This window comes from Bacillus sp. R86525 (assembly GCF_042466195.1).
Classification (GTDB): Bacteria; Bacillota; Bacilli; order Bacillales; family Bacillaceae_G; genus Bacillus_A; species Bacillus_A nitratireducens.
On record NZ_JAXHPX010000007.1, the window covers coordinates 3,272,006 to 3,285,299 of the forward strand.

Consider the following 13,294-nt stretch of genomic DNA (forward strand, 5'->3'; position numbering starts at 1 on the left):
GACGTTTTCACAATGAAAATGTCTTTTTTAATCTTATATTTTTTTAAAACGTTAATTCATAATGGAAATAACGATTATCTCTCAAATAACCATTTTCAGCGTATAATCGCTGTGCTGATAAATTATCAATCTCCGTTTGTAATTTTACACCTTTTGCACCATTTTCTAAGGCAAATTCTTTAGCAGCTTCTAGTAATTTTTTACCTGTTCCTGCTCCGCGCTTAGTGGCTTGTACAAACAGATCATTTAATATCCATAATTCTTTCATCGAAATGGAAGAAAATGATGGATATAATTGTGTGAATCCAATATATTCACCGTCTTCAACTGCTACGAAAATAACGGATTCTTTTCTCTCGATTCGATTTCGCAAAAATACTTTTGCTCCTTCTATATCGGAATCTTGTCTATAAAACATACGATAGTTATTAAAAACTGATGCTAGTCCATCTAAATCTGCAATTGTTGCCTCATATATTCTCATTTTACTCCATTCCCCTTCCAATACTCTCTCATTATATCTGTTGCCCATTTAGGCTGTACAATTTCTTCTTTCGGCATAAACTCTTTCATTATCGGCTTTATATCCAATATAGGGGTGCCATCAATAGCATCTAACCCCTCAACAATAATTGATTTACCTTCTCTTTTGATTACCTTTACAATTGTGGCTCCTATGCGATTCGGACGATTTTTCCCACGCTGTGCAAAAATGCCTACTTTAGGATAATCATTATTATTTCTAGGATGTCTAGCAAAATATTGAATTTGTTCATCAGTTACTTTATGAAAATAAAAAACAACTTCAATGTGAGAAAAATCTTCAATCCCTTGTATACTTTCCTCTGTATACATTTCAGTTAAAGTAATATAGGATCTTACTTCTCCCCACTCATCGTCTTTTATTTCCTTTCTTTCATTATGTACAAATGCGATTGGCTGAACTGAAAACATACGCATTCCCCCTTAAATGTAACCACTTACATTATAAAGTATTTTCTGAATGTTTTCCACACACACGAACTAGGTTACATAATATAATTATAATCTATTTTGTAAAGCGAAATTAACTCCTTCAACTGCATGTATATGAGTTGTGTCAAATATCGGTATTGATACGTCTTCCTGCTTTATTAATAATCCTATTTCTGTACAACCTAATATGATTCCTTGTGCCCCTTCTTGTACTAGTTCTTCTATAACTCTTTTATAATACTCTCTAGATTGAGGTGTTATCTTTCCTAAACACAATTCTGTATATATTACTTCGTTTATCTTATCTCTATCCTTTTTTGATGGAACCATTACTTTTATATGATTCTCTTCTATGCGTAACTTATAAAAATCTTGCTCCATTGTATATTTAGTTCCAAGCAAACCAACCGTTTGAATATCTTTCCTTTTAATTTCTTTCGCAGTTGCATCAGCAATATGTAACACTGGAATATTAATATTCTCCTTTATTTTCTCCACTACTTTATGCATTGTATTTGTGCAAATAATTATAAAATCTGCTCCTCCCCTCTGTAACGAATACGCCGCATTCCCTAATACTTCTCCTGCTCCATTCCAATCTCCGTTAGACTGGAATCGTTCAATCTCTTCAAAGTCCACACTATTAATCATACATTTCGCTGAATGTAACCCTCCTAATCTCTCTTTTATTTCTTCATTTATGATTCGATAGTATTCAGAAGTTGATTCCCAACTCATACCACCAATTAAACCTATTGTTTTCATTAAACAACCCACCTTATACTGTTTTTTAAAATTAATTATAACGTTTTATTATGTATATTATACATAATAAAACAAGACTTTACATTTATAATATAAAGTCTTGTTTTAACTATTTCCAAGGAAATTTTATAAGAATATTCTGAAATTATTCCTCTAATGTTTTTATAGAATCTTTATATTGATAATGAAAACATTCTCGATACAACTGTTTAATTTCATCATATGATGGCACACGTGGATTATTTGCTGGACTCCCACTTTCAATTGCATCTGATGCCATTTTAGAAATAGCTTTTTCAAATTCAACTTCACCAATTCCGTATTCTTTTAAATTTGGAATACGAAGATCAAAACAAAGTTTTTTTATTTCTCCCAGCGTGTAGTCGGCTACTTCTTCATCACAATATGAATACAAATCTTTATTTAAACAACGTCCAATTTCCGCTAGTCTTTTTACTGCACTAATTTTTGTATATTCTAAAACTGTAGGTAATAGTATTGCATTCGATATACCATGTGGTACATGAAATAATGCTCCTACTGGCCTTGACATTCCATGAACTAACGTAACAGATGCGTTTGAAAATGCGATTCCAGCTTGTAAGGAAGCAATCATCATCGCTTCTCTTGCTTCCATATTCTCACCATCTTCATATGCAATACGTAAATATTTCATAATACTTTCAATAGCTGAAAGTGCCAGTACATCTGTAAGTGATTGTGAAACTTTAGAAATATATGCTTCGACTGCATGACATAATGCATCTATCCCTGTTGCTGCTGTAATATGAGGTGGTACCGAACGTGTTAAAATCGGGTCAATAATTGCTACTTGCGGGATAAAACTCGGATGCTTCATCATCATTTTTACATCTGTTCGTTTATTCGTAATTACTGCTACACTTGTTACTTCCGATCCAGTACCAGAAGTTGTTGGAATTGCAATAAGTGGTAGCGGATCATTGTCTATTTCCATATCCTTTTGGGCATAATCTTCCACTTCACCACCATTTGTATATAACACCGCAACTGCTTTCGCAGCATCAATACAACTTCCACCACCAATACCAATTATAAAATCACACTTTCCTTCTTTACAAATCGTTAACGCTTCTAACACGTGTATATTTGTAGGCTCAGCATTTACTTTATTATATGTAATAACAGTAATACCTTTCGTATTTAGTTGTTGTATACACCTTTCAACATATCCTAAATTCTCCATAATTGTATCAGTAACTATAAACGCTCTTTTCCCCAACTTCTTGGATTGCTCCCCCAGCTTTTCAAGCGAATTTCTTCCATATAATACAGACTTCGGCATACGAAACTCAGCAACCTCTTGCAAGTACTCCACTCCTTCTTACCCTAATTAATATTTTAGTCCATAAAATATCTATTTAATAAATTCCTGTTAAAGTATAGAATGCGATAACTATAAATACAGCGAGCGTTTTCAAAACTGTAATAGCAAAAATATCTTTATATGATTGCTTATGTGTTAATCCCGTTACCGTCAATATTGTAATAATTGCACCATTATGCGGCAATGTATCCATTCCACCTGACGCCATTGATACAATTCGGTGCATAACTTCTAATGGAATGTTATATTGCGTTGCTGCAGCAATAAATTTATCCCCCATCGCACTTAACACAATTCCCATTCCGCCTGATGCTGAACCTGTAATTCCAGCTAAAATATTCGTCGTTACTGCCCCATTCACTAATGGGTTAGTAAACGTTGCAGAGATGCCATCTCTCATTATCGCAAAGCCAGGAAGTGCGGCAATAACACCACCAAACCCAAACTCAGCTCCTGTATTCATCGTTGCAAGTAACGCTCCACCAATACTTGTATTCAATCCAGCTTGGAATCCTGTTACTACTCGTTTCCAATATAATAATAACGTTGTTAAAATACCTATAATAAGTGCCAATTCTACTGACCAGATTCCAACTACTGCACTTAATTCTACTTTTCCAAATGCTTTCATACCAATAGCTGAGAAATCAAAGCCATTCGGATACCACTTTGGTATCATGATTGTGAAAACTTTATTCATTACACCTACTAAAATAAGTGGTACAAACGCAATCACCTGTTGCACTCTTGTGATTTCAATACCGCTTAGTATCGGCATATCTTTTTGTTCTAATTGTAAAGATGCTGCCATTTCAGAATTTCCATCGTTAAAACCAAAATATCCTTCACCTGCTTCTTTTGCCTTCTTACGTCTACTTTCTAAATATAGTAAACCTAATGTAAGAACAAAAATTGCCCCTACAATACCAAGTACCGGCGCAGCATAAATGTCCGTTTTAAAAAAGGTTGTAGGTATTACGTTTTGAATTTGTGGTGATCCAGGTAGCGCATCCATTGTAAACGTTACTGCTCCAAGAACAATCGTTCCAGGGATTAGACGCTTTGGAATATCCGCTTGTCGAAATAACTTAGCTGCGAACGGATATACAGCAAACACTACTACATAAACACTAACACCACTATACGTTAAAATAGCCCCCATTAATACAATCGCTAATATCGTACGCTTTTCACCAACTAACTCTATAATTGTCTTTGCAATCGAGTCCGCAATTCCTGACATTTCTACTACTTTCCCAAATATTGCCCCAAGTAAAAATACAGGGAAATATAGTTTAATAAAACCTACCATTTTCTCCATAAAAATATTTGAAAAGAAAGGTAATACAAAACTAGGCTCTGTCAAAAATACCGCAAATAATGCAAATATCGGTGCAAATAAAATAACAGAAAACCCTCTATATGCTACAAACATTAGTAAACTAAGTGCTAATAATATAATAACTAGCTCCAATTATAACCCTCCTTTTAAACTGAAAATTCAATCTTTTAATAACGAACTTTTACTGGCATTTCAAACCCTTTTATTTCATGACATTCCTCCTCTTTTTATCCCGCTATTTGCGGGCAGTAACTCCCGCCTTAAAATTCAGCAAATGCGCGGAAGCTAGGCAGGGTAAAAGCCCAATTGGTGATGGCTGATAATCAGTGGAGGATGGACAAAACTTCCACTGATTAAAGTTTCACTTTATTACAAATTTTTCATGCTAAAATTGTCTAATTATAGTATTCGATTACATATGTAAAATCCCTTTAAACAAAAACGATTTCATCGTCATATGTTATAAAGGGATTTCTAGGTTCTATTTCTATAGTTTTATCGTACTATTCTCTATACAAAAGCTTTGTAACTCTTCGACATCTTTCACTATATGAAGCGCCCCAGCATCACTCAATTCAATCTCACTACCATATCCATACAATACACCTATTGAAGCAATTCCGTTACGGTTCGCACCAATTACGTCATGCTTTCTATCACCAATCATCACCATTTCTTCTTTTTTAAGTTCTTCATTTGTTTGTAAAATATGAGCAATGATTTCTTCCTTTTTTATTCTTGTCCCATCTAAATTACTCCCTACAATCTCTTCAAAAAAAGTTGTCAACTGAAAGTGCTCTATTACTTGTTTCGCAAATACAGTAGGTTTTGATGTCGCTACAAACAAACGATTATCAGTATCCTTTAATTCTTGCAATAGGGTTGTAATTCCATCGTATACTTTATTCTCTAATAAACCACTTTGCTTTAAATACTCCCGAAAGTAAAACACTGCTCGTTCTACTTCTATTTCGTTCATATTATATCTATCTACAAAAGATTGTTGTATTGGTGGGCCGATAAATGAATCTAACTCGCTTATATTTACTTCTTCAATCCCGATTTTTTCTAACGCGTATAGAACAGAATTTATAATCCCTTCTTTCGGATCCGTTAATGTTCCATCTAAATCAAATAGAAATGTTTTATACATATTTAATTCCCCCACTGATTTTATATGTACCCCATTAAAGCCATTCTCCTACTTAGCCCTTTACTATACTATCACCATTTAACTTTTCAGAAAATTACTTTTTCTTATCCTTATACTTTCAGTTACAAAATCTCAAAAGATATGATAAAGTGAAAAAGTTATACTCAATTTAATAGAAACTGGTGAATCAAATGTCAATTACATTAATTTTTATAATGGCTTTCACAATTGTTATCCACGCGGTTGAAACTAGCTCTTATAGTATTCGATTAGCTGGTGTACGTTTAAAAAAGATTGCCGTTGCCTTATCCGTCGTAGGAATGGTACTGCTTATTTCAAGAACATCTAACTTACTACAAGCCTTTTTAATCGGTGGTATTGTCGATGAAGCAAAACTAGATTCTTCTATTGATTTAGAGCATATTATACGGCTCGTTCTATTATCTGCTTCCGTCGGTACATTGCTCGCGATTATACTCTATCCAACTTTGACAAAGTTATTTGGATACGTGATTCAAAACTTTGAAACAGATGGTTCATTCATTCGAATGATGAAGACGAATAACATTCAAAAATTAAAGTATACAAAAAAATATGTACGCTTCCCTAAATTCGAAATGATTCATCGAATGAGGATCGGTGGTATCCCAAAGCGTATTATGCTTATTAACATGTTTGCTACTGCAATTTATACAGCGGGGGTACTTTCAGCCCTTTACGCTTCCTTTTTAAACCCAGATTACGCAACAAATGCAAGTACAGCTTCCGGCCTTGTTAATGGTTTTGCTACCATTTTATTAACAGTGCTACTCGATCCACGCATTGCCCTTTTAACAGAACGTGCTTTACAATCAGAAAAGGGTGCTGAATCTATGAGTAAAATGTATGGTTGGCTAATGATATCTAGACTTCTCGGTACTTTACTCGCACAACTGTTGTTCGTACCAGGTGCTTACTGGATTTTATGGATTATTGAGCTGATGCATTAATCTACTAGGAAGGTGTATTTATCAATGAATATAAAAACAGAGCAAGATTTAATTCACTTAATAGAAAACGACGAATGGATGATGAATGTATTACAAATGGCAAAATCACTAGAGCTACCTGATTGGTGGGTTTGCGCTGGATTTGTCCGCTCTAAAATTTGGGATACTTTACATAACTACGAAGTGCGAACAGCTACACCCGACGTCGATGTCATTTATTTTGATCCATTATATAAAGATGAGGTATACGAACAATCATTAGAACAGAAGCTGACGAATCTGGATGCCTCTATCCCTTGGTCAGTAAAAAATCAAACGCGCATGCATGTAGTGAATGGAATGCCGCCATACTCTTCTTCTGTTGATGCTATTTCTAAATTTCCTGAAACAGCAACCGCTCTTGGTGTTTCTTTGGACGAACAAAATAAAGTCATATTAACATCCCCGTGCGGAATAGAAGATTTACTTTCATTACAAGTGAAACCTACACCTCATTTTCTTGAAACGAAAGAACGAATACATATGTATAAAAATAGGGTTAATAAAAAGAATTGGCAAAGCAAATGGCCTAACATTACAATCACTTATCCCGAAATTTAAAAAGGGTGCTTCTCATTATTAGAAGCACCTTTCTTTTTTATTTCAAAAAATGAATGATTGTTTCTGCGAATCTCTCTGCTTCTTCATAATGCGGTGAATGACCACTTTCTCCGAATACAATATACTTCCCATTTGAAGCATCATTATTAAATATTTCAATTTGTTTTTCACACGTTACTACATCGTATTTTCCTACAATTAATAACATTGGATTCTTTATTTCTTTTATTTTTGATAACAATGATATATGACATGCTCCCTCTGATTTTAATCTATCGAAATGGATTTTGGAACGATTCGAAAATTGTTCCCACTCTTCGTCACTATATAAGCTATCGTCTGTCTCATCTTCCTTATAGTTGTAAATTTCCATTCTTTTTTCATCTAATTCATCACTTAACCTTATATATGCATCTAGTAACTCTTCCGAATTAGCATTACTAGATGCATAAGTTAGGCACTCTTCTGCTACCGCTTCTTTTCCATACTTTTTTAATAACGTTCCTGTCTTTTGTAATAGAGCTCTACTTGTTAATGAAAAATCGAAAGTCGGCCCTTCGAATATTATTTTCTCTATTGAATTTGGATACGCCCTTGCATATAACAATGCTAAATATCCACCGAAAGAATGTCCAATTACAGACCATTTCTCAATTTGAAATACTTTTCTTAGTTCTTCACAGTCTTGAATTAAATCACATAGTCCAAAAGTTTCTTCTTCGGTAATTACTTCTGACCGACAAACCCCTCTTTGATCTATCATAATTACATATAAGGAATCTTTTAATCGTTCCGCTTGATGAAATGAAAAATCATAACAGCTTTCACCTGGACCACCGTGTAAAAATAATACTGGTTTATTTTTAGGACTTCCATGTGTTTCAACGTATAGCTTTTTCCCTCTAATGTTCATATATTTTCCAACTTCAATCAAATTCGTTTTTATGATCATCACCTTCTTTTTTACTGAATATTATAACATTTAAACTTAAATAATCCCTATTACATTTAAAAATACGATAACTATCGCAAGTGGTGCTACAAATCGAAGTAAAAATACCCAGATAGTAAATACTATCTTTCCGTAATTTCCACCTACAAAAAATTCAGCTTCTAGCACTTTCTTTTCCATCTTGAATGATACGAAAATACTAATGAATAGCGCTCCAAGCGGCATTAATATATTACTAGATAAGAAGTCTACTGTATCAAAAATATTCTTCCCAAAAATCGTAATATCACTCCATACTCCAAATGATAAGGCAGATGGTATACCTACTAGGAAAATGCAGAAACCGATGATCCATGAAAGTTTAGCTCTTCTTTCTTGTTCACCATTTGCTAATGCTGAAACAACCGTCTCTAGTAGAGAAAATGCCGAGGTTAATGTGGCAAATGTAAATAGCGCAAGAAATACAGTTAAGAACAATCCTCCGAATGGAATTTGGCTAAATACAGATGGCAATACAATAAATAGTAAGCCCGGCCCCTCTGTCGGCTCCATTCCTAATGAAAATACTGCTGGAAATATAGCAAGACCTGCAAATAAAGATACGAATAAATTCAATCCGACAATTGTAACTGCTGATTTTGGTAAACTTTCTTTTTTATTTAAATACGAGCTATACGTAACCATAATCGAAATCCCTATACTAATCGCAAAGAATGATTGGCCCATTGCGAATAAAATACTTTCTGAAGTAATCTTTGAGAAATCTGGTTGTAAGAAAAACTTCACGCCTTGCATCGCATTATCCAGTGTTAATGAACGAATAATAAGAGCGACAAATAAAACGAACAATGCTGGTAGCATATATTTACTTGCTTTTTCAATTCCGTTTTGTACACCTTTTGATACAACCCATATCGTAATGAACATAAAAGCGAAATGTCCAGTAATAGCCCAAACCGGATTTCCAATTGTTTCAGTAAATAACGAACCGTAATTTTGTCCCGGAGTAATAAGTTGTCCAGTTACTCCTCTGAATAAATAAATTAGTACCCATCCACCTACAACACTATAAAATGAAAGTAATATAAAACAAGTCCCAACCCCAAGACGTCCAATCCAGTGCCATCCTGTATTTGGTGCGATACTTTTAAATGCTCCAACTGCTTGTTTCTGTGTACTACGTCCAATCATAAATTCAGCTATAAGTAGCGGTAATCCAATTAATACAGTAAATAATATAAAGATTAAAAAGAATGCTCCTCCCCCACTCTTTCCAGCAATATAAGGAAACTTCCATATTGCGCCAAGTCCAATTGCTGATCCTGCTGCTGCCATTATAAATCCTAGTTTCGAAGTCCATTGCTCCGTCTGTTTCATCCTATTTTCCTCCTAATTAAATCCTTTTATATAAATAAATAAATTTTATACACCTATCCGAATAAACCCTCCATTTCTTTTTCTATAAAATAAAAAATGGCTCAGCATCTCTTTATATAAAGAGACGCTAAGCCATTTACTTAACGCGGTACCACCCTTATTGATTCCATTATGAATCCACCTTAGTAGTAATCGTTTGATTACAAACCTAATATCGAAGGTTAACCGTTAAGATTTACTAAGAATGTGATTCCGTTCCACCTTACTGCTCCTAGGCGAGTTCAGGATGTCATTTGACTATGTCGCACCAACCCATAGCTCTCTGTACAAATACATGACCTTACTACTCCTATTCAATGCATTTTAATATTTAGAATATATTTTCTTTTGAAATTAATATGAAGTATATCGGTTATATTTATAACTGTCAAGATATATATTAATTATTTTGTCGAAAAGGATTTTTATAGCTTCATATAGAAAATATTTACAAATAAAATATATGGAGAAAAATATGTTATGTCACTTTTAAAGAATGGATGTTTTTTTATTATCCGCTCATTTTTCATCCTCTTTGGTATTATTGCGATTTGTTCCTTGCCACAATTGTTTTTCGGTGCACCTCTAAGTCCAACAACATCACTAGCTATGCCGCCAACACCTACTTTACAATTTAATTTTAGTAACTATTTCAATTCGATATCAAATGTTATTTCTTCTTTGTTTCATCCTACAAGTATTACTTATAAAATTAGCAGCGCTGGCACGCAATCACCAGACCGTGATCTTTTTCCCTATTTACTAGAATCATATACCCATACATTAACTATTATGATTTGTGCTTTCCTTATCGCCGTACTCCTTTCTACAACTTTTACCATACTTACATTTTACTTTCCTAAACGCATACAATCTCTTATTCTTAAAACTTTGCACGTACTAGAATCATTGCCAGACTTATTTTTCGTCGTTTGTGTACAGTTATTTGTCATTTGGATTTATCAACAAATGCTGCAAACCTTAGTTTTATTGCTGCATTTAGCATTATTTCAAACCATTTCATTTAACATTGCTGGTACACTTGTTTTACTTGGTCACAATCATCAATTTTTAAATGTATTAACTTGGGTAGCATTCGGACCTGTTTTATTTTTCACTATAGTTATTTTAGCTGTATACATGATGTTATCTGGAATGCAACATGCACTAAAAAATGAATTGGTCCATATCGATAACTCTCTTTTATTAAGTGTATTAGCAAAAGAAAAGAGAGAAAAAAGAAATCTTCTTTTTTCGTTCAAACAGAGATTTATGACAAAATATTAACAGCAATGCCCAATTGTATATTAATCATCTAAATCGTCTTTATCTTCTTTTTGTTACGCCGCTTCTTTTTGCTGAATAGCTTTTATCTATCGATGTAGTAGGCATGACTACAATCCCTATAACGTCTACCTATTAAAACATAATTTAAGATGACTTCAAGAAATAATACAACCCTTAATTTTCCCCTCAACTATCGTCGTATACTGTACATAGCCATTACAATCTATAAATGCAGTAATTAAATTTTTAACATTTAGCACACTTATAAAATTATTATGTGTCTACTCATTTCTATCCTAAAACGCAAAAAAGCACTTGTTGCCTTTAATTGACGATCAAGCGCTTTAAGTTCATATGTTTTTAACTATCGTTAATTTTGTTAGTTTTGTAGTAACAGTTTGACACCTTTTATATATCGTGACAAACAATACGTTAAAACTTACGAGTTTGTACGAGTTCGTTAGTTTTATGTCCATTCCATGTGTTTATATTCATCATCCAGTAAAATGTTATCTCGCCTAAGCTCGTACTTCTTTTTCTATTCTATCATTGCACACAGTACTCCATGATGGTACAACCATCATGGAGTATATATTTTCAAACACCCTTTTATTTTTTCTATCTACTTCACATATACTTTATTTTTTATTCATATATACTTGTGCGTATTTAAATTTAGCACCACGAACTTTATCATATCCGTACATAAAATATAATTTAGTATAGTAAGCTTTATAAAATCACTATAACCAAACTCATTTATTTACTGTAATGAGTTTTTAATGTTTATTTATATTTTAGGAATATCAATTATATTTCCTGGTGACTCATTAATTAGAATATCTGAAATACTTGGGTTGCTTTTTTTTAACTTGAATATTTGAATTTTTGTTAATTCAGGGCTAAATGATATATTTTGTGTTTTAAACTCCAAATTCATAATTTTATTTTGAAGTTTTAATATAAAAATCTTCCATTCTTGTAATGGAGAATTCGAAACTTCCTCCGGACTTTCTAATAGTCGATATCCATCCGCATAATGAAACATTAGTAATCCCGTTCCTAGGTCACAATCTTTATTTTCAAGAATTGCATTTGGTATATCAAATCCACTCTTCCAATTATAATTTGCTGCAAAACAATGAAGGATTATTGGATTATCTATATTCTTTATCCGGCTAATTGTATCCTCTTTATTTGTATTATAAAGTAATTCTTCAAGCAAACTAATATCTTTATTTTCCATTACACCTTACCACCTTACTGATATTTACTTATTTTATATTTCCAATTGTTTTAACTTTCTTTCCCAAAGTTCCACTGTTGCACCTTGGCTTGGGTACAATGGTAAACCATTCCCCTTTAATTTTCTTAGATTTTTTTGCAAATCATATACCTGCTTTTGTAAACTATCAATACTTTGGTTAATATCCATTTTATTTAATGCTCTTGCAACTACTTCATTGTAAACAGAATGATATCCTCTGTGTCTAGCCATTGTACTTATATTATCATCTGGTACTCTTAGAAAAATACCATTTGATGAGTCATCAAAGTTCATACCTATCTTTTTAATTACAGGATTATCTGCCATTTCAGAAGGAATAATATGCTGTGCTTAATATCCACTCCAGTTAGTTGAACGTTTAAGCCCCATTTCTGTCATCATATTTTTTCCTAATTTAGTAGAATTTCCTCCTGTTACAATACCCGGAGTGCCAGGAATAATCCTACTACCTTTACCCGTACCCTTAACACCCTTGCTTGTCATATACTGATAAGCATCTTTCAGAGAATGCTGTCCTCTCTCTGATACCATTCCTACTCTAGGCATGACGTAGGCTTTTCCCAAACCCGGAATCCATTTGTACTCCAGTAATGTTTTTACTGCGTGCTGGATTTGTTGATTTCCTTGTAGGAAGGTTGTTTTTACGGTTGTGGCACCTTTGTTCCATAGGCTTCCGATTTTGTCGGCAAAGCCTTTTTCTGTGGAGGCTACAAAGTTTACACCCTCTTTTACTTTGTGGGTGGCTGTTTTTTATGCCATCGACAGCTGCTTTTTAGTGGATACTTTTTATTTTCTCAATCTAACAAAATATTAACTTTTTTATTATATCTTATTTCTATACTGAGGCGAAAAAAGCACTTGTTGCCTTTCATAGACAATCAAGTGCTTTAAGTTCATATGTTTTTAAGTAGCATGTATTTGTAAGTTTTGTAGTAACAGTATGACCCCTTTTGTATATCACGACAACTACTACGTTAAAACTTACGAATTTGTACGAGTTCGTTAGTTTAGCATACATTCCATGCGTTTATATTCATCGCCCGGTAAAATGTCATCTCGCCTAAGCTCATACCTCGTTTTCTGTTCTATCATTGAGTATGTACTTTTAAACAACCTATTCTTTTTCTTTCCACTTCAAAAATAAGTTCTTTTTTGTTCATT

The 13,294-nt window shown here is 33.4% G+C and carries 13 protein-coding genes, 1 pseudogene and 1 other annotated feature; of the genes and pseudogenes, 3 read left to right on the forward strand and 11 right to left on the reverse strand.

The annotated features are described in order from the left end of the window. Positions 1–43: 43 nt before the first annotated feature. From SJY24_RS19530 to SJY24_RS19555, 6 genes are all read right to left on the reverse strand, one after another. The gene (locus tag SJY24_RS19530; RefSeq protein ID WP_073518498.1) at positions 44–484 is read right to left on the reverse strand and encodes a GNAT family N-acetyltransferase; all 441 of its coding nucleotides are present in this window, start codon (positions 482–484) and stop codon (positions 44–46) included. Continuing rightward, entirely contained in the window at positions 481–954 is a 474-nt protein-coding gene (locus SJY24_RS19535) for an SAM-dependent methyltransferase (protein WP_377865859.1), read from the reverse strand. The genes SJY24_RS19530 and SJY24_RS19535 overlap by 4 nt, the downstream gene beginning before the upstream one ends. An 87-nt stretch (positions 955–1,041) precedes the next feature. Further along, the gene (locus SJY24_RS19540) at positions 1,042–1,740 is read right to left on the reverse strand and encodes an aspartate/glutamate racemase family protein (RefSeq protein ID WP_377865860.1); all 699 of its coding nucleotides are present in this window, start codon (positions 1,738–1,740) and stop codon (positions 1,042–1,044) included. A gap of 145 nt (positions 1,741–1,885) precedes the next feature. Then, the gene (gene eutG / locus SJY24_RS19545) at positions 1,886–3,088 is read right to left on the reverse strand and encodes an alcohol dehydrogenase EutG (protein ID WP_377865861.1); all 1,203 of its coding nucleotides are present in this window, start codon (positions 3,086–3,088) and stop codon (positions 1,886–1,888) included. Between the two features lie 52 nt (positions 3,089–3,140). Beyond that, the gene (locus SJY24_RS19550; protein WP_377865862.1) at positions 3,141–4,580 is read right to left on the reverse strand and encodes a GntP family permease; all 1,440 of its coding nucleotides are present in this window, start codon (positions 4,578–4,580) and stop codon (positions 3,141–3,143) included. Positions 4,581–4,935: 355 nt separating this feature from the next. Further along, complete coding sequence (locus tag SJY24_RS19555) at positions 4,936–5,601, reverse strand: HAD family hydrolase (protein ID WP_377865863.1); 666 nt, start codon at positions 5,599–5,601, stop codon at positions 4,936–4,938. A gap of 191 nt (positions 5,602–5,792) precedes the next feature. Between SJY24_RS19555 and SJY24_RS19560 the strand changes: the two genes are divergently transcribed. Both SJY24_RS19560 and SJY24_RS19565 read left to right on the forward strand, forming a co-directional pair. Then, complete coding sequence (locus tag SJY24_RS19560) at positions 5,793–6,590, forward strand: lipid II flippase Amj family protein (protein ID WP_377865864.1); 798 nt, start codon at positions 5,793–5,795, stop codon at positions 6,588–6,590. A 24-nt stretch (positions 6,591–6,614) separates the two neighbouring features. Then, on the forward strand, positions 6,615–7,190 hold the full coding sequence (locus SJY24_RS19565; protein ID WP_377865865.1) for a nucleotidyltransferase family protein: 576 nt from the start codon (positions 6,615–6,617) through the stop codon (positions 7,188–7,190). 37 nt (positions 7,191–7,227) lie between these two features. Here the strand turns inward: SJY24_RS19565 and SJY24_RS19570 are convergent, their stop codons facing one another. Both SJY24_RS19570 and SJY24_RS19575 read right to left on the reverse strand, forming a co-directional pair. Then, complete coding sequence (locus SJY24_RS19570; RefSeq protein ID WP_377865866.1) at positions 7,228–8,142, reverse strand: alpha/beta fold hydrolase; 915 nt, start codon at positions 8,140–8,142, stop codon at positions 7,228–7,230. A gap of 36 nt (positions 8,143–8,178) precedes the next feature. Next, positions 8,179–9,519, reverse strand: a complete 1,341-nt coding sequence (locus tag SJY24_RS19575; RefSeq protein ID WP_377865868.1) for a sodium-dependent transporter — start codon at positions 9,517–9,519, stop codon at positions 8,179–8,181. 117 nt (positions 9,520–9,636) lie between these two features. Beyond that, positions 9,637–9,885 (reverse strand) — a binding site (T-box leader). Between the two features lie 153 nt (positions 9,886–10,038). Here SJY24_RS19575 and SJY24_RS19580 point away from each other — a divergent pair. Further along, the gene (locus SJY24_RS19580; RefSeq protein WP_377865869.1) at positions 10,039–10,845 is read left to right on the forward strand and encodes a peptide ABC transporter permease; all 807 of its coding nucleotides are present in this window, start codon (positions 10,039–10,041) and stop codon (positions 10,843–10,845) included. A 790-nt stretch (positions 10,846–11,635) separates the two neighbouring features. Here the strand turns inward: SJY24_RS19580 and SJY24_RS19585 are convergent. The 3 genes and pseudogenes from SJY24_RS19585 to SJY24_RS19595 all read right to left on the reverse strand — a co-directional run. Beyond that, positions 11,636–12,091, reverse strand: coding sequence for a DUF4274 domain-containing protein (locus SJY24_RS19585; protein ID WP_377865870.1), 456 nt, complete (start codon positions 12,089–12,091; stop codon positions 11,636–11,638). A gap of 33 nt (positions 12,092–12,124) precedes the next feature. Beyond that, on the reverse strand, positions 12,125–12,439 hold the full coding sequence (locus SJY24_RS19590; protein WP_377865871.1) for an AHH domain-containing protein: 315 nt from the start codon (positions 12,437–12,439) through the stop codon (positions 12,125–12,127). Positions 12,440–12,583: 144 nt separating this feature from the next. Further along, positions 12,584–12,905 (reverse strand): annotated as a pseudogene (locus SJY24_RS19595) (WXG100 family type VII secretion target); the annotation flags it as partial. Between the last annotated feature and the right edge of the window lie 389 nt (positions 12,906–13,294).

What these genes read in the sequence shown, in the direction of transcription:
- SJY24_RS19585 (WP_377865870.1), bottom strand. Translation starts at nt 12,091, where the DNA reads ATGGAAAATAAAGATATTAGTTTGCTTGAAGAATTACTTTATAATACA.
- SJY24_RS19575 (WP_377865868.1), bottom strand. Translation starts at nt 9,519, where the DNA reads ATGAAACAGACGGAGCAATGGACTTCGAAACTAGGATTTATAATGGCA.
- SJY24_RS19535 (WP_377865859.1), bottom strand. Translation starts at nt 954, where the DNA reads ATGTTTTCAGTTCAGCCAATCGCATTTGTACATAATGAAAGAAAGGAA.
- SJY24_RS19560 (WP_377865864.1), top strand. Translation starts at nt 5,793, where the DNA reads ATGTCAATTACATTAATTTTTATAATGGCTTTCACAATTGTTATCCAC.
- SJY24_RS19565 (WP_377865865.1), top strand. Translation starts at nt 6,615, where the DNA reads ATGAATATAAAAACAGAGCAAGATTTAATTCACTTAATAGAAAACGAC.
- SJY24_RS19580 (WP_377865869.1), top strand. Translation starts at nt 10,039, where the DNA reads ATGTCACTTTTAAAGAATGGATGTTTTTTTATTATCCGCTCATTTTTC.
- SJY24_RS19590 (WP_377865871.1), bottom strand. Translation starts at nt 12,439, where the DNA reads ATGGCAGATAATCCTGTAATTAAAAAGATAGGTATGAACTTTGATGAC.
- SJY24_RS19540 (WP_377865860.1), bottom strand. Translation starts at nt 1,740, where the DNA reads ATGAAAACAATAGGTTTAATTGGTGGTATGAGTTGGGAATCAACTTCT.
- SJY24_RS19570 (WP_377865866.1), bottom strand. Translation starts at nt 8,142, where the DNA reads ATGATCATAAAAACGAATTTGATTGAAGTTGGAAAATATATGAACATT.
- SJY24_RS19530 (WP_073518498.1), bottom strand. Translation starts at nt 484, where the DNA reads ATGAGAATATATGAGGCAACAATTGCAGATTTAGATGGACTAGCATCA.
- SJY24_RS19555 (WP_377865863.1), bottom strand. Translation starts at nt 5,601, where the DNA reads ATGTATAAAACATTTCTATTTGATTTAGATGGAACATTAACGGATCCG.